Genomic DNA, 19838 nt, shown 5'->3' with positions numbered 1-19838 from the left:
GGAAACAAACAGTGTGCGGGCGGGAAGGGAGGCGTTTTTTTTGAGCGATTTTCTCCGGAAATGTTGCGTATCTGAAACTTTGTTTCTATATTTGTGCAGATTAAGGCGGGATGTGGTTTCAATTTGGAACCACTCTTCGGATTCTGTTTCCGACGCCCGCCCCGGATTCGCCGGACGGGAACCCGTGTGAAACAAAAACAAGCTGTATGGAAAACAAGAAGACTGACAAGAGCCAGGCGTTCAGCGTGGCCGATATCGTGAAACGCACCAAGCTGGTGATGGGTTTCAAGAAAGACGTCGAACTGGCCCGTTACCTGGGCATCTCGCGCTCGACGCTGAGCAACTGGGTGGCCCGGGGAAGCATCGACTTTCCGCTGTTGCTGGGCCGGATGTCGCAGGTGGACTACAACTGGCTGCTGACCGGCAAGGGTTCGCCCGTGCTGCAAGAGAACTTCTGCGACAGCGAGCTGGCCAGCGGGCCGGTGGAGCGCCTGCACCAGCCGAAGAGCCCGGAGGCGTTGGACGAACGCAGCGTGACACTGTATGACATCTCCGCCGCTGCCAACCTGAAGACGTTGCTCGAACCCCGTCCGCAATACGCCCTTGGGAAGATTCAGATTCCGAACGTCCCGTTGTGCGACGGCGCGGTCTACGTCAGCGGCGACAGCATGTACCCCATCCTGAAGGCGGGCGACATTGTGGGCTTCCGCTTCATCCGCGACTTCAGCGCGGTCATCTACGGCGAGATGTATCTCGTCTCCTTCCAGCGCGGGGGCGACGAGTACCTGACGGTGAAATACGTCAACCGTTCGGACCAAGAGGGATGTGTCAGACTGGTGAGCTACAACACGCACCACGAGCCTATGGACTTGCCGCTGGAGCAAATCAACGCCATGGCGATAGTGAAGTTCTCGATTCGGAAGAATCTGATGATGTAAGAAGAGGGTGGCCGGGCTACAAGTTGTTCAGCCACTTTTTCCCAGCTTTGCTGTTTAGCCAAATAGCTATGCCGGCACCGATGATGCTGGTAGTGATGAATAGTAAGAGTAGTGCGTTCATGTGGGCGTTTGGCTTACGGATTGTCTAAAGAACGCTATCTGTCATTCTGAGCGGAGCGCAGCGCAGTCGAAGAATCTTCCTAATACTTTTCTTTCGCGTAGGGAGATGTTTCGACTGCGCTGCGCTCCGCTCAACATGACATTGCTAATGATGATTTGTGCTGGTTCTTAGTCTTCTTTTTTGAGGGGTACATGAGTTTCTTTCTCTGCGTTTTTCTTCCTTCTCCGCACAGCCCACAGCCCGGCTCCCGCAGCCGCTCCCAGCACCAGCAGCGACAGTCCCGCATAGGCAATGCCTTCGGTCACGTGCAGGCTCTTCGGGTCGAAGCGCATCTCTATCACGTGTTTGCCCGCCGGCACGCGCAAGGCACGCAGCACGTAGTTCACCCGCGCCAGTGGGGCCGGTTCGCCGTCGATGGTCACCTGCCATCCGTCGGGATAATAGATTTCCGAGAACACGGCCACACCTTCGCCCCCGTTCTCCGACTCATAGGTCAGGCGGTTAGGCTCGTAGGCAGTCAGTCGGAGCGTGCTCAGACTGTCTTTGTACGCCTGCTCCATGCCCCCCAGCGCCTCGCTGAAGCGGCGGTCTGCCACTGCCTCGTGTGCGGGACGGAGATGGTCCAGGGCCGCGATTTCCTCGTTCGCGTTCTCTACATACGTCACCCGGTCCACGAACCAGGCGTTGCCCAGTGCCGCGGGGTTGCGCAGCGGTGCGGTCTCGCCCTGTTGCCCGGCAGGCAAGATGAAGTAGCGCGTGTTCAGCATGTTCAGCACCGGAAACTTCGAGGCATCCAGGCTGTCCGCCTGTCCGCCCGCGCGGGCTGCCTCGGCGTAGACGGCCTGCATCTCCGGCAGGATGCGCCGGTCAATAAGCTCCTGATAGCGGCGCAGCTTGGCGGCGTGGTATCCGCCGATGCTCTTGTGCCAGTATGACGTCTTGTTTTCGTTGAACGTGTTCGATGCCAGATTCAGCACGCGGTAGTCCGGGTCCGTGTCTTGCAGGATGAGCTTGTCGGCCTCGGTCGGCGTGAAGCTGGTGGTGGTGACAGAGGCCGGGACGAACTGTGCGTCGTTCAGGTAGCGCTTGTTCACGCCCCACATGTCCACCAGACACAGCAGCGCGATGCCGCCCACGGTGAACGAACGGCGCAGACGCCCTCCGGCATACAGCATCAACAGCAACAGCCCGGCGGCCACAATGAAGAAGCTGCGCAGGGCATCCGACTGCACCAGCGCCGCGCGGACTTCCGACAGGTTCTGCAGTATGGCAGGCAGTTCCTGGCTTGGCAGATAGCCCTGGTCGGCCGCCTGCTGGAACATCTGCATCTCTTGGGCAGGGACATAGTCCGAAGGCGAGGGATTGCCCGGCACGGCCCACCACAGCGCCACGCCCGCCGTCAGCAGCAGGCAGACCAGCAGCGGCTTGAGGTTCTTCCGGAGCAACTCGGGCTCGCGCATCAGTTTGACCAACGTCAGCACGGCCAGCAAGGGAATGGTGAACTCGGCGATGACGAGGATGGACGACACCGCGCGGAACTTGTTGTACATCGGCACATAGTCGATGAACAGGTCGGTCAGCCACATCATGTTTTTCCCCCACGACAGCAGGATGGACAGCACCGTGGCACCCACCAGCGCCCACTTCAGCGGTCCTTTCACCACGAAGCAGCCCAGCAGGAACAGGAACAGTACGAACGCCCCCACGTAGACCGGCCCGGCCGTCATCGGCTGCGTGCCGAAGTACTGCGTCAGTTGGCGGTACAGCCCGGCGTATCGCGGGTCGGCCTTCTGCATGGCCTGCTCGTTGTCGGCCAGCGGAACAGAGGCGCCTCCCTTGAAATTGGGGATGAGCAACGTCCAAGTCTCGCCGATGCCGTAGCTCCACTGAGTGATATAGTCTCGTTCTAATCCACCATCCGTCTGTTGGGCAGCGGCGTCGCCCGTCTGTACCAGTTCGCTCGGCCCGCGCATGGTCTGCTTGCTGTACGTATAGGTATGGTAGAGGTTCGACAAGTTGATGGCCACGCCCACCAGTCCGGCCACGACGAGCACCGCCGTCGCCCGGAAGAACCGGGGCAGGGTGTGCGACCGCCACGCCTCCACACCGTAGGCCACGGCCAGGAAGAGCATGACGAACAGAAAGTAGTAAGACATCTGCACGTGGTTCGAAACAATCTGAAGGGCCACAAACAGCGCGGTCACCAGTCCGCCGGCCAGCAGCCGTCCGCGGTAGGCAAGGACCATGCCCGCGATGGTAGGCGGAATGTAGGCCAGGGTGATGAACTTCCAGATGTGTCCCGCAGAGATAAGGATGAAGAAGTACGACGAAAAGCCCCACAACACGCCGCCGATGCCCGCATACCACGCGGGGATGCCGAACGCCCGCAGCAGGATGTAGAAGCCCAGCATCATGATGAACGTCAGGTAGACATAGTTCGGAAGAAACAAGTGGTAGACTGTCTGCACCCACGTCAAGGGCCGTGTCGAGTCGTACGACGGAGAAATCTGGTACGTGGGCATCCCGCCGAACAGGGCGTTTGTCCAGCGCGTGCGTTCGCCCGTCTTTTGGTAGTATTCCATGGCTTCCTGGCCGGCTCCGGCTCCGGCCTCTGTGTCGTGTTGAAAGAGTATGCGCCCCTCCGTGTCGGCAGGGTAGAAATAGATGAATGACAGCAGCACGAAGGCCACCAGGACCAGGAGGTCGGGAAGGTATTTCTTCATTGTAGTCGTTTTTGGATAGCTATTTGCGGGCAAAGATAGCGCAAAGCGGCCGCAAACGGAAATAAATTTGGCTTTATTACAGATTAATTGCCGCAGTTTGTCGTACCTTTGCCGGCGGAACTCTGGTTCTGCTTGAAAATCGTCTTTTGTCATGTTGAGCGGAGCGCAGCGCAGTCGAAACATCTCCTTCATGCTTTTTGCCGGCATTGTGAGATTCTTGGGTTTTGCTTCGCTTCATTCAGGATGACAGAGCCAATGAAGAATTGAACAGACTCTTAAAATACGGAAACATGATTGTCGGAGTGATTAACGCAATGGAGAATGAACATGCGCAACTGGCTTCGCGCCTCGAGGGGGCCACGGAGCGGGCGCATGGCATCTATAACTATGTGGAAGGACAACTGGGCGCCAACCGCCTCGTGCTGACCCGCTGCGGGATAGGCAAGGTGAACGCCGCCCTGGGCGCGGCCGAGCTGATACGCCGCTTCGCGCCGGACTGTGTGGTGAGCACGGGCGTAGCCGGAGGCATCGACGCCGCGCTGGCCGTCACCGACGTGGTGGCCGGGGCGCAGGTGGGCTATCACGACGTCTGGTGCGGCGAGGGCAACGAGTACGGGCAGGTGCAGGGCCTGCCGGCAAGGTTCGACGCCCATCCTGCGCTGCTGGACTGTGCCCGCCGCCTGAACGACGAGGCCGCGCTGGAGAGCCGTGTGCACTGTGGCCTGATTTGCACGGGCGACCAGTTCATCACCGCCCGCGCCGAACTGAACGACATCAAGGGCCGTTTCCCGGAAGCACTGGCCGTCGACATGGAGTCGGGCGCCATCGCGCAGACGTGTCACCTGTACTCCGTGCCCTTCATCAGCTTCCGCATCATTAGCGACACGCCCGGCGCCGACGGACATTGGGACCAGTACCTCAACTTCTGGGACACGGTGGCCGACCGCTCGTTCCGCACCACCTGCGCGTTTCTCTCGCGCCTGCCGCAAACTCTTTAAATGACTATATAAGATATGAAGAAGATTCCCAGTTTTACCATTGACCACATCCGCCTCTTGCGGGGCATTTATGTGTCGCGCCGCGACGAGGTGGGCGGCGAAGTCATCACCACCTTCGACATCCGCATGAAGGAGCCCAACCGGGAGCCCGCCTTGCATCCGGGTGCACTGCACACCATCGAGCACTTGGCTGCCACCTACCTGCGCAACCAGCCGGACTGGCAGGACCGCGTGGTCTACTGGGGGCCGATGGGTTGCCTGACGGGCAACTACCTGCTGATGCGCGGCGAACTGGAGCCGAAAGACATCCTGCCGCTGATGCAGGAGACGTTCCGCTTCGTGGCCGGCTACGAGGGCGAGGTGCCCGGAGCAGCCCCGCAGGACTGCGGCAACTACCTGCTGCACGACCTGCCCATGGCACGCCTGGAAGCGGCCAAGTATCTGCACGAGGTCTTGGAGCAGATGACCGACGCCAACATGAGCTATCCTGCCAAGGCGGATGACTGACCCGTTGGTCGGATTTTGCATTAACGGCTGTTAAATAGCGGCGGATAGTTGCCCGCGTGCGAGGTTTTTCCTATCTTTGGCTGACAGATTATTATAACCTTATTTACATTTCATTCTAAACTGTAATTATCATGGATGCACAGACTATCGGAAACAACGCGGGCAAAGTGTGGCGATTGCTGGACCACAACCGCAAGTGGGAGTACAACGAGTTGAAGGAAGCAACGGGTCTGTCCGACCGCGACTTGAACGCCGCCATCGGCTGGCTGGCCCGGGAAGACAAGATTCAGTTTGAAACGAGCCAGGTGGACGGGCATGACTACTTGTATTTGGAACTGAACCTATATATAGGATAAAAAGAAAGGAGCGGCCGCGGACCGCTCCTTTTTTCGTGGTTGCCGGCTGTCCGCTCAGATGATTTCGATGCCTTGCTTGCGGCACAGCTCCAGTCCCAGGTCTTTCAGCTTGAACTTCTGAATCTTGCCGCTTCCGGTCATAGGGAACTGCGGGACGAAGAAGATGTACTTCGGTATCTTGTACCGCGCGATTTTGCCCGTGCAGAAGTCGCGCACGTCGCTCTCTTCCATCTCGACGCCTTCCTTCAGGATGATGAAGGCGCCCACCGCCTCGCCGTACTTGGGCGAGGGTATGCCGGCCACCTGCACGTCCCGTACGCCGGGCATCTGGTAGATGAACTCTTCGATTTCCCGCGGGTAGATGTTCTCTCCGCCGCGGATAATCATGTCCTTGATGCGTCCGGTGATGCGGTAGTAGCCCTGTTCGTCCTTCACGCCCAGGTCGCCCGAGTGCAGGAAGCCTTCGGCGTCGATGACCTCGGCCGTGGCTTCGGGCCGTTTGTAGTAGCCCTTCATCACGTTGTAGCCCCGGCAGCACATCTCGCCCTGCACGCCCGGAGGACACTCGCGGCCGGTGTCCGGGTCGATGACCCGCACTTCGGTATATTCAAAGTCGCGCCCTACCGTGTTGTATCTGGCTTCGGCGGGGTCGTCGATGCGGCTGTGCGTCATGCCGGGCGACGCCTCGGTCAGTCCGTAGACGCTTGTCACCTTCATGAACATCTTCTCTTCCACCTGCTTCATCAGCTCCACCGGGCAGAGCGACCCGGCCATGATGCCTGTGCGCAGGCTCGAGAGGTCGAACAGGTCGAACATCGGGTGGTGCAGCTCGGCGATGAACATGGTGGGCACGCCGTAGAGTGCCGTGCAGCGCTCTTTGTGCACCGAGGCCAGGACGACCAGCGGGTCGAAGCGCTCGACCATTACCTCCGTGCAGCCGTGTGTCAGGCAGTTCATCGTGGCCAGCACCACGCCGAAGCAGTGGAACAGCGGGACGCAGACGCAGAGTTTGTCGTCTTGCGTGAACCGCATGTGTTCGCCGGTCAGGAAGCCGTTGTTCGCTATGTTGTAGTGCGTCAGCATCACCCCTTTGGGGAATCCCGTGGTGCCGCTGGTGTATTGCATGTTTACCACGTCGTGGCACGTCACCTGCGCCTTGAGCCGTTGCAGCTCGCTGTCGGGGGTGTTCTCGCCCAGCAGCAGGAGTTCGTGCGTGGTGTACATGCCGCGGTGTTTCTCCTGTCCCACGTAGACCACGTTTCTCATGCGGGGAAAGCGCTCGCTCTTGAGGTGTCCGCGTTGGCAGGTGCGCAGCTCGGGCAGCATCTCGTAGGTCATCTGCACGAAGTCGCTGTCCTTCTCGCCGTTGACGATGCACAGCGTGTGCATGTCCGAGTCACGGCAGAGGTACTCCAGCTCTGCTTGTTTGTAACTGGTGTTGACGGTGACATAGACCGCCCCTATCTTGGCACAGGCATACAGCAGTGTAAGCCAGTCTGGCACGTTAGCGGCCCAGATGCCCACGTGCGTGCCGCGGGTGACGCCGATGCCGATGAGGCCGCGCGCCATGTCGTCCACCCGTCGGTTGAACTGGCTCCAGGTGAAGCGCAGGTTGCGGTCGGAGTAGACGATGTATTCTTTGTCGGGAGTTGTTTCGGCCCAATGTTCCAGCCATTGGCCGAGGGTGCGTTCGGATAACATCTGAATGAAGAATGAAGAACGAAGAATGAAGAATCAGGAATGTGTGAAACTTGAAAAATGTGCCTGCAAGGCAGGGGCTTGCCTCTTCCGGACAAGAAGCGGGCCTCGTGTCCGGACGGGGTGCGGCCCTTGCGCGGAGCGGGCAGGCGGCCTGCGCAGGGGGTCAGACGGGCGTGTAGACCACAGCCAGGATTTTGGCGGCCTGTCCCTCGTAGCCGTGCACGTGGTGGGGCACGATGGAGTCGTAGTAGATGCTGTCGCCCGGCTCCAGCAGGTAGGTGTGCTTGCCGTAGCAGATTTCCATTTGTCCCTCGAGGACGTAGATGAACTCCTCGCCCTCGTGCGACGACAGTACGAAGTCCGTGTCCTCCGTGGCCGCCACGTCGATGATGAAAGGCTCCATGTGCCGGTCGGCTTTCGCACGCGAGAGCGAGTGATACTCCATGTGCTTGCGGCTTTGTATGGCGTTGTTCGAGAAGCTGATGGTATCGCCCGCTTCGTTGTGGCGGCATACGCTGGGTCCCGTCTCGTCTTGGTCGTCCAGGAACGTGCCCAGACGGACACCCAGCACACGGGCAATCTTGATGAGTGGCGCCAGGGAAGGGAGGTCGATGTTGTTCTCGATGCGTTCTACTTGCTCGACGGCCAGCCCCGAGCGTTGTGCGAGTTCCTCCAGGCTGATGCGGCGGCTTTCGCGGAGCGTCCTTATCTTTGCGCCCACAATCTTACTTGTATCCATAGTTGTATTGTTCTGATGTGTTTTCGGTATCTAACTGTTTCACTGTGGTGCAAAAGTAAGACAAAGTTTCTCGTATTCCAACAATATCTCCCTTTTTTTCCGTATCTTTGCCCGTGGACGTTTTATAAAGAATCGGAGAGGCACTGCTCGATGAATGGTAACTCAGGGGATGTCCTTGGCTTCAAGTGCAGATAAACATCGCTTCCTGTCATGTCGAGCGAAGCGCAGCGCAGTCGAGACATCTTCCTAACGTCTTTCGCTTATTTCCCGCGTGTCTTTTCTGCGCATAGTGAGATTTCTCGATTCCGCTGCGCTCCACTCGAAATGACAGAGCAAACCTTTCTTTTACAACCTTCTCAAGTCGTCTGCCGCCGCCGGCTTTCCCTGATATGCCTTGGCCTTTGCCCGGAAGCGGTAGCTCACCGTTAGCAGGAAGCGCCGCGAGTCGGGCCGAGTCTGCCGTTCGTAGGTCAGGCGCGAACCGAACAGTTGCGTATTGACGCGCCGCGTATTCCACAAATCTTGTCCCTGGAGCGAGAGCGTCAGCCGTCCGTCCAGCCACGAGCGGCGCACTGCCGCGTCCATGGCCCAGAATCTGTCGATGCGTGCCGTCCCTTGGTCGCCCCGGGTCTGCGCCGAAGCGTCCAGCGAGAGCATCCATCCGCCCGGCAGCGTCCAGTTGTTGCGCCACACGACGTAGACAGACGCCCGGTTCAGCCGCCGGCGCACGCCCTCGTTCATCACACTGAAAAACGGCTGCATGAAGAGCGCTCCCCACGTCGGCTCCCAGCACCCTATCTTCGGCGAGGCGAACAGGGAAACGTCCAGCATTTCCTGCTTCGGATAGTTGGCCGACGAGAACAGCACCACGTCCGCATCGCCCTCGTAGTCCCGCGACTGAAATTCTATCGCGTTCTTCCGCCGCGTGTAGCTCACGTTGCCCTGGAGCCACCGCCACAGCAGAAGCAACTGCACGTTGTGCACCGTCTCCGGTTGGAGCAGGGGATTACCACCCTCATATATATACTGGTTGTTGTAGTTCATCGAAGTACGGAGTTGCATGAAGCTCGGCCGGGTGGTCTTGGCCGTGTAGCTCAGGCTGGCCTGCACCTTGCCCAAGGGGAAGTCCGCGGAGAGCGTGGGCAGCCAGTCGTCGTAGGTGCGGCTCTGTTCGGGCACGAGGATGCCTTGCTCGTAGTAGCGCGAGCGGGCGTGTTCGTAGCGCAGGCCGGCGGATGCGCCCACCTTTCCCACGTTCAACACATACTGCGCGAAGGCGGCTGTCTTCCGCTCGTCGATGCGGCTGTCGGTGGTGGGCAGCAGGTCTTGCGGGTTCAGGAAGCGGTCGCGGCGGCGGATGAAGGTGTGGTCTGCGCCGAACTTCACGGTGCCCCGTCCCAGCGGATGGCTCAGGATGAGCTTGGCGGCGAAGAGTCGGTTGCGCGAACGGTTGCGGCTGTCTATGTCACGCGCCGTGCCGTCGTCGCGTGTCTCGTGCACCTGTTGTGTGTCCAGGCTGCTGCCGATAAGGGCGTCGGCGGTCAGGTCGATGTGCCAGTCCTTCGCATCGCCCTGGTAGTAGGCATTCAGTTGGTGCGACGTGTCCTGCATCAGGTTGTGCGACGTCATGTCCGTCCGTTCCTGCGGACTGCCGTCGGGCTGCATGGTGGCATACCACGAGTCGAACGCCATGCGCAGGTCGGGCGTGCGGAAGAATTGGTACGACGCCCCCACGTTGTGCCGCGGGTTGAACGCATAGTCCACGCTGCCCGAAGCCGCCAGCGAGTGCCCCTTCAGCCGGCGGTCGAACGAGTCGCGCACGTCGCGTGTCTGTCCGCTGCCGTCAGCCGGGGCGATGAGGTAGCGCGCATCTCTCCCCATCCGTTCCTGACTCAAGTTGCCATAGGCCGAAGCCTGCACCGACAGGCCGCCGCGCTGGTAGTTCACGCCCACTTGCTCGGCATGTCCCGGGCGCCGGTTTTGCGTCAGGACCAGGCGCACGTTGCCGCCCCAGCCGTCGTCCCGTCCCCGGATGGTACGGATGCGGATGACGGCCTTCACCTCGGCGTCGTATTCTGGCCCGGGGTTGGTCACAAGCTCCACGCGGTCAATGTCCGCAGCGTTCAGCCGGAGCAGCTCCGTCACGTCTTGCAGCCGCCTGTTGTCTATATAGATAAGCGGCGTTCCCTTGCTGAAGACCGTGAAGCCTTCTTCGGCCGAACCGCGCACGCCAGGCAGGCGCGCCAGTACGTCGGCGGCTGTCTCCAGCCGTGCCAGCAGGCTGTGGCGCACGTCGGTCTCCAGTGTGCCGCCCTGTTTCAGCCGGTACTGTGGCCGTCGGGCGGTGATGACGGTTTCGTCCAGCGCCGTCGAAACAGGCTGGAGCGTGCAGGTGATGCTGCCCTGTCCGTCGGTGGGTCGGAGCTGGGTCTCGTAGCCCACGCACGACACTTGGAGCAGGTAGCGTCCCGGCGAGGCGGGAGAGAGGGCGAAGCTGCCGTCTGCGCGGCTGCATGTGCCTTGCAGGAAGGTGGAGTCTGCGGCACTGAGCAGGACGACGTTGGCCAGTTCGACGGGTGTGCCTTCGGTGGTCTGCACCCGTCCGTGCAGGGCGGCCGTGCTGTCGGCAGGGGTCGGAAGGGTCTGGGCTGTGAGGAGGCCTCCCGCCGTCAGCACCAGGAGGCAGCCCAAGCAAAGTTGTCTGAGCATGTTTTCGCGTCTTTTTGGTTTATGGCGCGAAGGTAGGAACATGCCGGCCGACGGGCGGAAACAAAAGGCTGACACTTGCCTGACATTTGTCTGACAACCGCCTGACGGTGGTGCATCAGCCTGTGGAAGAACGGTTTATTCGCAGACTTCGAGCACGTAGGCCCGGCCGCGGTCGCTGCTGATGCGCAGGTTGCTGTGGGCCTCCAGGATAGGTTTGAGTCGTCGTATCAGGGTGTAGAGCGTCTCGTCGGCGTTGTCCTTGCCGGGCCAGAGGGCACGGCAGATGTGTGGCTTCGTCAGGCGGTGGGCGTCGTTCAGGTAGAACATTTCCATCAGGGCGTACTGCATGGGCGTCAGGTGCAGGCGCTCGCGGTGGTCGTCGTAGAAGCAGTCGTCGCGCGTGGAGAGCGAGAGGTTGCCCAGTGTAATGAGGCGTCCGTCATCGCCGTCTTCCGGCGCGTCGGCCGTGTGGCTGCGTTGCGAGCGTTTGCGCAAAGACAGTCCTGCGCCACACAGCAGGGCGACGGCCAGCAGCAAGACTGAAGGGGTCTGGTCGGACTGCGTGAGGATGAACCACGGTGTGCAGCGGGCATAGGCGCGGAATGAGAGCGCCAGTCCGTCGGCCCCGGGGGTGAGCCACAGCACGGTGTCGCTTGGCAGGCAGCCGGCCGGTATGTCTCCGGCCGTTGTCTGGGCTTTGTCGGCCGACAGCACGCTGACGGTCAGCACGGCTCGTTCGCGCAGGGCTTCGATGGTCAGTGCCCGGGCAAAGGCCGGATAGCTGCCGCTGACGGTGACGGACGTGTCCAGGGCCTGCCGGAGATGGGCATAGGCGCGGAGCGTGTCGGGCTGTTGGGTGATGCGGCGTTCGTTCATGACAGTCTGGCGGACGGCTTGGCTCAGGTCTTCGGCGATGCGGCGGCGCGTTTCGTCGTAACTGCGGTAGCCGAAGGCCACGGCCAGCACGGCCATCAGCAGGGGGATGAGCAGGGTTTTATGCGGATTCATGTCTCTTTGCAGATGATAGGTTGTGGGGGCAAAGATACGCAATAAGTCGATGCCGTGTTCATGCCGGCCGTGTTTTTTCTGTTGTTTGGGGTGCAACGCAGGCCGGGGCGGGCAAGGCGGCTGTCAGAAGCAGATTCCTACAGCCAGCGACACGCTGTGCATCAGCTTGTGGCGTTTGATGTCCGGGCGTTCGCCTTCCACGGTGATGTAACGTACATTTTCATAGGGGTCAAAGCTGGAGCAAGTGTAACCGACAGATACTTGGAGATGTTCGTCAATCATTGCGCAGAGCGCTATTTTGGCGTGTGCAGACAGCCACCGGGCGCCGTGGTTTTTCACACGTTCGCTGCGGATGGCTGTCCACGCGCCTGCTTGGTTAGGGAAATAATCAATCTGTAAAGTCCGGTTTGGCGGCAAGGGCAAGGTGACGCCGGGCGACAAAGCCAGGCTGAGTCCGCAGTCACGGTCGCTTCCCAGCCACCAGGTAGGCGTGCTCAGTAGGATAGAGGGGCGCAGGGCGAGACAGCATAGGGGTGATGTCCAATCGCTTTGCCAGCGCCATCGCTTGTCGGCCGTGGTGCCGCCGAAAGAGCGGCTATGACATTCGCCGGCAGACCATAGGCCCAGTGTCAGTCCGGCATGGCGGAAGACCTGGTAGGTGGCTGACGCTTCCAGCTCCCACAGGTCGTAGTTGTTCAGCGCGCCGCTCACCTCTATGTTCCACCGCTGACGTTTCTCTTCTTCTTGTCTTTCTTGTCCTTGCGCAAGTTGGGGCGTTGTCAGGCAGAAAACGCTCATTGCAATGGCGTAAGTATGTTTTTTCATACTCGTCATTTGGGGGGTTGGTCAGGTTTATGATTAAAAAGAAAAAGGGTCATTCATTGAGGTATTTCTCGGCATCCACGTCCGGCTCCAGTTCGATGGGGATGACCGTTTCGTCCCACTTGAACATCTTCTGCGAGACGAAGTCAATCAGGAAGCCCGGCCAGAACAGCAGGTTCCAGAGGGCGGTGGTGTTGAACGCCGGCTCCAGGGCGAAGGTCGTAGGCAGGTGGCCCGGCAGTTGGGCGACCAGTATGCGTTCTTCGCGCCGTTTGCGCAGGCGGGCGGTGACTGTCTGGTTGCTGGTCACTTCGGCCACTTTGACATTGTTGTTGGCGTCGTAAATCTTCGTGCCGTTCGGTGCACGGAAGGTGATGGTTTGTTTCGTGTCCGTGAAGAGCGTGCAGCACGACGAGAGCAGCAGGCAGGACACGAGAGCTGTGCAAAACTTTTTCATACTTCTTTCTTCGTTTTTTGGTTAGGTTTACGGCGGCAAAGTTACGGTGAGATTTCTGCTCACCCAAGGAAACACGGTGTACAAAGAAAATGCGTAAACCGTTGGAAGATAGATGAAAAAGAAGAAAAGCCGATGTACATCGGCCTTTGGAGCGAAGAAAAACAGGGGAGAAACGCCGCTTTGTCAGAATCCGGCGATAAATTCGTCAAAAGAACCGTCGGCCACGCCCAGCTTCTCCTTCAGCCGCATCTTCCGGCGCGAGATGCTGCCTTTGGCGATGTGGTAGATGTCGGCCAGCACGGCCAGCGGCAGTTCCATCTTGACCAGGCAACAGAAGCGCACTTCTTCCTCCGTCAGCAGCGGGCAATGGGCGCGCAGCCGTTCGGTGAAGCGGTCGAAGCAGGCGTCGGTGTTGCGTGTCACGGCTTCCCAGTCGTCGTCGCCCAGGTGCAGGGCGCCCTGTTCGTTCCGCCTGCCGCAGAGAATCGGGATGGTAATGGCGTTGAGGCTGCGGTAGTACTCCAGCTTCCGTTGCGCGGCTTCCAGCTCTTGCCGGCGGCGGGCTTCCTGTTCGCGCGACAAGGCGGCCTCGGCCTGCCGGCGTGCAAGGTCGGCCTGCATCTTCTGAATCTTCAGGCGCACCTGGTGGCGTTTGCTCCGGATGAACAGTGCCAGCAGGATGACGGAGGTCAGCAGCGTGGCCGACAGCAGGCGGTAGAACAGCAACCTGGCGTAGTCGCGCTCTTCTTCGGCCAGTTCTGTCAGTTCGAGCTGCGTGTCGTGTGGGGTGGTGGCATACGGCGGGACGGGCACGGCCTGTGCGCGGGCGCAGAGGACGACGAGCACCGACAACAGGCAGGCGACGAGCACGGCGGGCATCTTTCTGTCCATAGGGATAGGCTTCAGTGTGTCTCGTCTTCTTCGATGCGGCGCAGCACGCGGCAGGGGTTGCCCGCGGCCACCACGCCCGGCGGCACGTCGCGCGTCACCACGCTGCCAGCCCCCACCACGCTGCCCCGGCCGATGGTGACGCCCGGCAACACCGTGACATGTCCGCCTATCCATACGTCGTCTTCCACCGTGATGCCCCGGGCACGCTCCAGTCCCGCGTTGCGCCGGGCGGCGTCCAGCGGGTGTATGGCGGTGTAGAATCCGCAGTCGGGCCCCACGAATACATGGTTGCCGAAGCGGACGGGTGCCTCGTCCAGCATCGTGGTGCCGAAGTTGAAGAAGCAGTCCGTGCCGGTCACGACGTTGTAGCCATAGTCCACGTGCAGGGGCGGCGTGAATACCGTGCGTTCGCCCATCGCGGGCAGGGCCTGGCGCAAGGCCTCGCGGCGTTCGGCGTCGGTGCGGTCGGGGTGGTTGAAGGTCTCGCAGAGGCGGCGGCAGCGGTCGCGTTCGGCGCAGAGCGCGGCGTCGTAGTTGGCGTCGTACCATTCGCCGCGCAGCATCTTTTGTTTCTCGGTGTCCATAGTTGTCGGGGTGTTTGGAGATACATATATAAGTATGTGTCGGGACAGGCTCGCCCATCCGGCGGCAGTCCCTGGGAGCAAATATAGGGATTTTGCGGTGAAAAAGGAAGCCGATGTGTGCGATTGTACGTTTTTTGTCTTACCTTTGCCCGGCCGGCCTCATGCGGCCGGCCCTTGTGTTATGTGCATCAGACGGTTACTTCTCTTTCTTATGCTCGTGTTATCCTGGCCCGCAACGGGCGGGGCTGCACCGCTCGACTCGTTGCTCCGGGTGCTGGACGAGGCCATCGCCTCGCACCGGGAATATGCCGGGCGCCGGGAGAAGCAGATTGAGCTGCTGGGGCGGCAACTGCGTGCGCCCGGCCTGTCGGACGAGCGGCGCTACCAACTGACCAACCGCCTCTACGAACTGTATGAACCGTATATCTGCGATTCGGCCATCGCCTGCCTGAATCGCAACATCGAGCTGGCCGACGCGATGGGAGCGCCCCGCCTGCGGACGGAGAGCCGCATCCGCCTGAGTTTCCTGCTTGCTTCCACGGGGATGTACATGGAAGCGTCCGACGTGCTGCACGAGGTGGAGCGGAGCGGGCTGGACAGTGCCCAGGCGGTCAGTTACTTTTCGGCCTATGTGCGCGTGTATGACGAGCTGTACGGCAACACCCAGGACCTCCGGCTGAAGCGGCGCTACCGCATGCTGGCCGAACAGTACCGGGACTCTGCCCGCCTGTATGACGCATCGGAGCCAGACCCGTCGCGGCAGCCGGGCGAGGTGGAACTGCTGAACGCCGGGCGCCTGGAAGAAGCTTTGAGGCAGAACGACCTGCGCTTGAAGCACGTGCAGCCCGACACGCGGGAACAGGCCGTGGCCTACCACCTGCGCTCGCTGATTTGCCACCAGATGGGGCGTGACGAGGAATACCGTTGCTGCCTGGCGCGTTCGGCTACGGCCGACATCCGGGCGGCCGTGCAGGACCACGTGTCGTTGCTGCTGCTGGCCCAGGCGCTGTTCAAGGATGGCGACCTGGAGCGGGCCTATCGTTACATGGATTTCTCGTGGAGCCAGACCTCGTCGTTCAACGCCCGCCTGCGTGTGCTCCAGAGTGTGGGCGGACTGTCGCTGATAGAAGATGCCTACCAGATGATGCTGTCGCGCCGCAACACGCTGCTGACCGACTATACGCTCTTCTCGTCGCTGCTCTTGCTGCTGCTTGTCCTGGCCCTGTTCTGCATCTGGCGGCAGGTGAAGAAGCTGGCTCTGGCACGCCGGCGGCTGCAGGAAGCCAACGACAGCCTGCATACGTTGAACGAACGCCTGCACGCGATGAACAGCGACTTGCAAACGGCCAACCTGCAACTGCGCGAGGCCAATGCCGTCAAGGAAAACTACCTGGCCCGCTTCATCAAGCTCTGTTCGACCTATGTCGACCGCCTGGACGCTTACCGGCGCATGGTGGCCAACAAGCTGGTGGCGGGGCAGACGGCGGAGCTGCTGAAGATGGCGCGCACGCCCTCGGCGATGGACGAAGCCTTGGACGAGCTGTATGCGAACTTTGACGCCGTCTTCCTGCACATTTTCCCGGACTTCGTCGAGCGCTTCAACGACCTGCTGCGCCCGGGCGAGCAGATACAGCCCAAGGCTGTGGGGCAACTCTGCACCGAGCTGCGCATCTTCGCCCTCATCCGGCTGGGCATCACGGACAGTTCGCAGATAGCCGAGTTCCTGCACTATTCCGTCAACACCATCTACAACTACCGCGCCAAGGTGAAAAACAAGGCACGCTGCCGCGACTGCTTCGAGGAGGACGTCGCGCGCATTGGCTGACCGCCTGCCTGTCCGTCTTCGCGCCGGTCTCCGTCCGACCCTCGTTTGCTTCTTGTCCGTGGCGGCCGCGCCCCGTGTCCGAGTGGAGCGCGCTTCGTGCGGACAACGGCCGTTCCGGGCTTCCGGAGGAGCGTTTTTTCTGTATTCCGTCCACTTTTTGCATATCGGTGAATGGGTTTAATTCGCTGGAATACAAGAGTATGTTGTTTTTCGCCATCCACTTTCTTTCCACACGTGCTTTTATTCGCTCTTGCCGTTGGTTAACTTTGCATACGAGCTTTTAAGGGGAAAGATAGACCCTACGGGTCGTTCAGGATAACGACCACAAACACTTCTTCATATAAACAGAATCGCCCCGACCGACGCCAATGATGCGCGGCCGGGGCGTGGCATGTGCGGGGGTCGCCCGCTTAGTATCCGAAGATGTCCTCCGTGGTCAGTTCCGTCACGGGGCCTATGCGGCGGAGAGCGTCCATGTCAAGCTCTTTCTTGTTGCCCAAGATGCCGTAGTAGTACGTGCGTCCCTTCACCCACTTTTGCTGGAAGTCCACGACGTCTTGCAGCGTCATCCGTTGCACGTCGTTGTACAGCTTGATGCGGCTGTCTTCGGTCAGGCCCCAGTCTTGTGCGTTGACGAAGCTCCACAGCACCCCGTCCTTGGTGATGCGCTCGGTGCGCAGGCGTGCCATCATGCCCTCCTTGGCCAGCCGGAAGGCGTTTTCCGACTGCGGCATCTGCTCGATGATGTCGTTGAAGGTGTGTATGGCGTCCATCAGCTTGTCGTTCTGCGAGGCAATCTGCGACAGGAAGTAGTAGGCCTCGTCGTTGTAGCTCGGCCTGTTCAGCCCGGCCCAGGCCGAGTAGGCCAGTCCGCGGCTTTCGCGCATCTCCTGGAAGACGATGCTGTTCATGCCTCCGCCGAAGTATTCGCCGTAGAGCTGCCGCGACGGTTCGGAAGCGGGGTCGAAACGCTCGCCCCGGTTGGAGTATTGCGCCAGGTAGATGTTCTTCGCGTCGTAGGGCGCCAGGAAGATGCGCGTCTCCGGCGTCTGGCGGCTGACGAAGTTGCCTCCTTCGGGCACGTCCTTCAGCGTGTCGGGCGTGCGGTGCTCGCGATCCAGCAAGGCAATCAGTTCGTCGCTCGTGTCGGGCCCGTAGTACAGGATGCGGTGCTTGTAGCCGTTCAGCCCGTGTATGCGTTCCACCAGCGCCTGCGGGTCCATCTTCTTCAGTTCGGCTTCACCGAGCAGGTGGGTCGACGGGTTTTCGGGCCCGTAGAACACGTACTGCATCAGGCGCGAGAAGTTCTGCCCTTGGCTCAGTTTGGCATCTTTGCGCGCCTTCAGCTTGTCGCCCACCAGGTTGCTGTAAGCCTCGCGGTCTACCTGCGCGTCGGCCAGCAGTTGTTCGAACAGCTCCAGCGCCTGGGGCAAGTTTTCGTTCAGTCCGCTCAGCGTGACATACGTGCGGCGGGCGCCCGGCCATACGGAGAAGCTGCACGCCATCTGGTAGAACTTCTTCTTCACGTCTTCGGGCGTCAGTTCGCTCGTGCCCAGGTATTCCAGGTATTCTGCGGCCAGTCCCAGCGCCTTGTCCTGGTTGTTGCCCATGTCGAAGAGGTAGGTCAGTTGGAACAGGTCGTTGGACGTGTTCTGCTTGTACAGCACGGGGATGGCTCCGTCTTTGGCCGAGAGCTGCGCCAGGTCCTTGCTGTAGTCCAGGAAGACCGGCTCTATGGGCGCTGCCTGCGAAGCGGCTGCCTGGATGTCGCGCAGAAAGGCACTGGCTGTGTCGCGGTTCATCACGATGGGCGTTATTTGCGGCTTGTCTATCTTCTTCTCGTTCGGGTCGGTTCCCTGCCGTTTGTACACCACCGCCAGGTTGTCATCCTTCAGGAAGCGGTTCGCGAAGTCCACCACCTCTTGCTTGGTCAGCTTCGAGAGCCGTTCGAGCGAGCTGACCTCGTCGGCCCAGTCCGTGCCGTTGACGAAGGACTGCACGAACCAGTCGGCCCTGCCCTCGTTGCTCTCCAACCGTTGTAGCTGGTTGAGCTTGAAGTTGTTGATGGCAGCTTCCAGCAGGTTCTCGTCGAAGTCGCCCTCGCGCAGCTTCTTCAGCTCGCCGAGCATCAGGTCTTTCACCTCTTCCAGCGATTGCCCGGCCTTGGGGCGTCCCTGCATCATCAGCACGCTGTAGTCCGCCAGGTTGTCCGGGTAGCAGAAGGCCGACAACAGTTTCTGCTGCTGCGTCAGGTCGAGGTCGAACAGTCCGGCCTGCCCGTTGTAGAGCACCTGCCCCACAATGTCCAGCACCTCCGCCTCGTGGCTGGATGCGCCCGGGAAGCGCCATCCCAGCACCACCTGTTCCGCTTCCGGTCCCAGCACCTCGCGCACGATGGGCGCCGTGATTTCTTCCTCCTTGGGCAGATTCAGCTTGGGCAGGTCGGGGTTGGGGCGGAGCGCGCCGAAGTGGCGTTCGATGATTTCAATCATCTGGTCCGGGTCGAAGTCGCCGCTCAGGCAGATGGCCATGTTGTTGGGCACGTACCACGTCTTGTAGTAGTTCTTGATGTTGGTGATAGACGGGTTTTTCAGGTGCTCCTGCGTGCCCAGCACCGTCTGTGTGCCATACGGATGATGGGGGAAGAGGGCGGCCAGCAGTGTCTCGCCCACCTTGCGCGAGTCGCGCGTCAGCGACATGTTCTTCTCCTCGTACACGGTCTCCAGCTCCGTGTGGAATCCGCGGATGACGCAGTTCTGGAAGCGTTCGGCCTGAATCCTTGCCCACGTCTCCACCTGGTTGCTCGGGATGTCCTCGGTGTAGCACGTCACGTCGTAGCTGGTGTAAGCGTTGGTGCCGTTGGCCCCGATGGCGGCCATCAGTTTGTCGTACTCGTTGGGGATGGCCAGCTTCGAGGCTTCGAACGACAGGCTGTCGATGGTGTGGTAGATGGCCTTGCGCTCGGCCTCGTCCGTCGTGTGGCGGTAGACCTCGAACTGCTGTTCGATTTGGTCGAGCAAGGGCTTCTCCGCCTCGTAGTCTTGTGTGCCGAAGTGCGTTGTCCCCTTAAACATCAGGTGCTCGAAGTAGTGGGCCAGGCCGGTCGTCTCCGCCGGGTCGTTCTTGCCGCCCACACGCACGGCGATGAAAGTCTGGATGCGCGGTTCGTCCTTGTTCACAGTCATGTAGACCTTCAGCCCGTTCTCCAGCGTGTAGATGCGTGCCTGGAGCGGGTCGCCCGGCACCGTTTCGTAGTCATGCTTCGGCTGGCATCCCGCCAAAGCCAGGGCGGCCAGTGCGAGGGCCGGCACGCCCATCCGTTTCAGAAATTTGTTCATAAGCGATAAGATTATATAATGTGTGATTCGTACTCCTTGGCCTACGGCCTCGTCTTCCGCAGGGGGAAGTAGATTTCGTAGCCTTCGTCACCTATCTCGTAGAGCGGAACGAGGCGGATGT

The 19838-nt window shown here is 60.6% G+C and carries 15 protein-coding genes; 5 read left to right on the top strand and 10 right to left on the bottom strand.

All coding sequences use genetic code 11. The annotated features are described in order from the left end of the window. Positions 1 to 206: 206 nt before the first annotated feature. Positions 207 to 938 carry a helix-turn-helix domain-containing protein gene (locus M3090_RS03410; RefSeq protein WP_249053986.1) on the top strand — a complete coding sequence of 244 codons (732 nt, stop codon included), beginning with the start codon at positions 207 to 209 and terminating at the stop codon, positions 936 to 938. 288 nt (positions 939 to 1226) lie between these two features. Here M3090_RS03410 and M3090_RS03405 read toward each other — a convergent pair whose 3' ends face one another. Further along, positions 1227 to 3782, bottom strand: coding sequence for a YfhO family protein (locus tag M3090_RS03405; protein WP_249053985.1), 2556 nt, complete (start codon positions 3780 to 3782; stop codon positions 1227 to 1229). A gap of 290 nt (positions 3783 to 4072) precedes the next feature. Between M3090_RS03405 and M3090_RS03400 the strand changes: the two genes are divergently transcribed. The 3 genes from M3090_RS03400 to M3090_RS03390 all read left to right on the top strand — a co-directional run bounded on the left by M3090_RS03400 (position 4073) and on the right by M3090_RS03390 (position 5643). Then, positions 4073 to 4780, top strand: coding sequence for a 5'-methylthioadenosine/adenosylhomocysteine nucleosidase (locus tag M3090_RS03400; protein WP_249054020.1), 708 nt, complete (start codon positions 4073 to 4075; stop codon positions 4778 to 4780). Between the two features lie 15 nt (positions 4781 to 4795). Next, complete coding sequence (locus M3090_RS03395; RefSeq protein ID WP_249053984.1) at positions 4796 to 5287, top strand: S-ribosylhomocysteine lyase; 492 nt, start codon at positions 4796 to 4798, stop codon at positions 5285 to 5287. 131 nt (positions 5288 to 5418) lie between these two features. Beyond that, entirely contained in the window at positions 5419 to 5643 is a 225-nt protein-coding gene (locus tag M3090_RS03390) for a winged helix-turn-helix domain-containing protein (RefSeq protein ID WP_249053983.1), read from the top strand. 54 nt (positions 5644 to 5697) lie between these two features. On the opposite strand, the gene M3090_RS03385 is transcribed toward M3090_RS03390, so the two are convergent. From M3090_RS03385 to M3090_RS03350, 8 genes are all read right to left on the bottom strand, one after another. After that, entirely contained in the window at positions 5698 to 7344 is a 1647-nt protein-coding gene (locus tag M3090_RS03385; protein WP_249053982.1) for an AMP-binding protein, read from the bottom strand. A 163-nt stretch (positions 7345 to 7507) separates the two neighbouring features. Further along, positions 7508 to 8083 carry a helix-turn-helix domain-containing protein gene (locus tag M3090_RS03380; RefSeq protein ID WP_249053981.1) on the bottom strand — a complete coding sequence of 192 codons (576 nt, stop codon included), beginning with the start codon at positions 8081 to 8083 and terminating at the stop codon, positions 7508 to 7510. Positions 8084 to 8428: 345 nt separating this feature from the next. Next, a complete protein-coding gene (locus tag M3090_RS03375) occupies positions 8429 to 10792 on the bottom strand; it encodes a TonB-dependent receptor domain-containing protein (RefSeq protein ID WP_249053980.1) in 2364 nt (787 codons plus the stop codon). Between the two features lie 135 nt (positions 10793 to 10927). Beyond that, positions 10928 to 11800, bottom strand: a complete 873-nt coding sequence (locus tag M3090_RS03370; RefSeq protein ID WP_249053979.1) for a helix-turn-helix domain-containing protein — start codon at positions 11798 to 11800, stop codon at positions 10928 to 10930. A gap of 123 nt (positions 11801 to 11923) precedes the next feature. Further along, complete coding sequence (locus M3090_RS03365) at positions 11924 to 12625, bottom strand: hypothetical protein (protein WP_249053978.1); 702 nt, start codon at positions 12623 to 12625, stop codon at positions 11924 to 11926. A gap of 49 nt (positions 12626 to 12674) precedes the next feature. Then, positions 12675 to 13079 carry a hypothetical protein gene (locus tag M3090_RS03360; protein ID WP_249053977.1) on the bottom strand — a complete coding sequence of 135 codons (405 nt, stop codon included), beginning with the start codon at positions 13077 to 13079 and terminating at the stop codon, positions 12675 to 12677. A gap of 183 nt (positions 13080 to 13262) precedes the next feature. Beyond that, positions 13263 to 13970 carry a hypothetical protein gene (locus M3090_RS03355; protein ID WP_249053976.1) on the bottom strand — a complete coding sequence of 236 codons (708 nt, stop codon included), beginning with the start codon at positions 13968 to 13970 and terminating at the stop codon, positions 13263 to 13265. Between the two features lie 11 nt (positions 13971 to 13981). Then, positions 13982 to 14554: a sugar O-acetyltransferase gene (locus tag M3090_RS03350; RefSeq protein WP_249053975.1), complete on the bottom strand. Its 573-nt coding sequence runs from the start codon at positions 14552 to 14554 to the stop codon at positions 13982 to 13984. A gap of 211 nt (positions 14555 to 14765) precedes the next feature. On the opposite strand from M3090_RS03350, the gene M3090_RS03345 reads away from it, so the two are divergent. Continuing rightward, positions 14766 to 16379, top strand: a complete 1614-nt coding sequence (locus M3090_RS03345; RefSeq protein ID WP_249053974.1) for a DUF6377 domain-containing protein — start codon at positions 14766 to 14768, stop codon at positions 16377 to 16379. Positions 16380 to 16789: 410 nt separating this feature from the next. Here M3090_RS03345 and M3090_RS03340 read toward each other — a convergent pair whose 3' ends face one another. Next, positions 16790 to 19717, bottom strand: a complete 2928-nt coding sequence (locus tag M3090_RS03340; RefSeq protein WP_249053973.1) for a M16 family metallopeptidase — start codon at positions 19715 to 19717, stop codon at positions 16790 to 16792. Positions 19718 to 19838 lie beyond the last annotated feature (121 nt).

The sequence above is a fragment of the Bacteroides sp. ET71 genome (assembly GCF_023336905.1).
In the GTDB taxonomy this organism is placed as follows: domain Bacteria; phylum Bacteroidota; class Bacteroidia; order Bacteroidales; family Bacteroidaceae; genus Bacteroides.
Note: the sequence above shows the minus strand (reverse complement) of the source record. Positions and strands in the feature narration are given on the sequence as shown.

Bases quoted from the DNA above. Each gene is read 5' to 3' on its own strand.
- M3090_RS03345 (WP_249053974.1), top strand. From the start codon at position 14,766: ATGCTCGTGTTATCCTGGCCCGCAACGGGCGGGGCTGCACCGCTCGAC.
- M3090_RS03350 (WP_249053975.1), bottom strand. From the start codon at position 14,554: ATGGACACCGAGAAACAAAAGATGCTGCGCGGCGAATGGTACGACGCC.
- M3090_RS03380 (WP_249053981.1), bottom strand. From the start codon at position 8,083: ATGGATACAAGTAAGATTGTGGGCGCAAAGATAAGGACGCTCCGCGAA.
- M3090_RS03370 (WP_249053979.1), bottom strand. From the start codon at position 11,800: ATGAATCCGCATAAAACCCTGCTCATCCCCCTGCTGATGGCCGTGCTG.
- M3090_RS03405 (WP_249053985.1), bottom strand. From the start codon at position 3,782: ATGAAGAAATACCTTCCCGACCTCCTGGTCCTGGTGGCCTTCGTGCTG.
- M3090_RS03355 (WP_249053976.1), bottom strand. From the start codon at position 13,970: ATGGACAGAAAGATGCCCGCCGTGCTCGTCGCCTGCCTGTTGTCGGTG.
- M3090_RS03365 (WP_249053978.1), bottom strand. From the start codon at position 12,625: ATGAAAAAACATACTTACGCCATTGCAATGAGCGTTTTCTGCCTGACA.
- M3090_RS03385 (WP_249053982.1), bottom strand. From the start codon at position 7,344: ATGTTATCCGAACGCACCCTCGGCCAATGGCTGGAACATTGGGCCGAA.
- M3090_RS03410 (WP_249053986.1), top strand. From the start codon at position 207: ATGGAAAACAAGAAGACTGACAAGAGCCAGGCGTTCAGCGTGGCCGAT.
- M3090_RS03395 (WP_249053984.1), top strand. From the start codon at position 4,796: ATGAAGAAGATTCCCAGTTTTACCATTGACCACATCCGCCTCTTGCGG.
- M3090_RS03390 (WP_249053983.1), top strand. From the start codon at position 5,419: ATGGATGCACAGACTATCGGAAACAACGCGGGCAAAGTGTGGCGATTG.
- M3090_RS03340 (WP_249053973.1), bottom strand. From the start codon at position 19,717: ATGAACAAATTTCTGAAACGGATGGGCGTGCCGGCCCTCGCACTGGCC.
- M3090_RS03360 (WP_249053977.1), bottom strand. From the start codon at position 13,079: ATGAAAAAGTTTTGCACAGCTCTCGTGTCCTGCCTGCTGCTCTCGTCG.
- M3090_RS03400 (WP_249054020.1), top strand. From the start codon at position 4,073: ATGATTGTCGGAGTGATTAACGCAATGGAGAATGAACATGCGCAACTG.
- M3090_RS03375 (WP_249053980.1), bottom strand. From the start codon at position 10,792: ATGCTCAGACAACTTTGCTTGGGCTGCCTCCTGGTGCTGACGGCGGGA.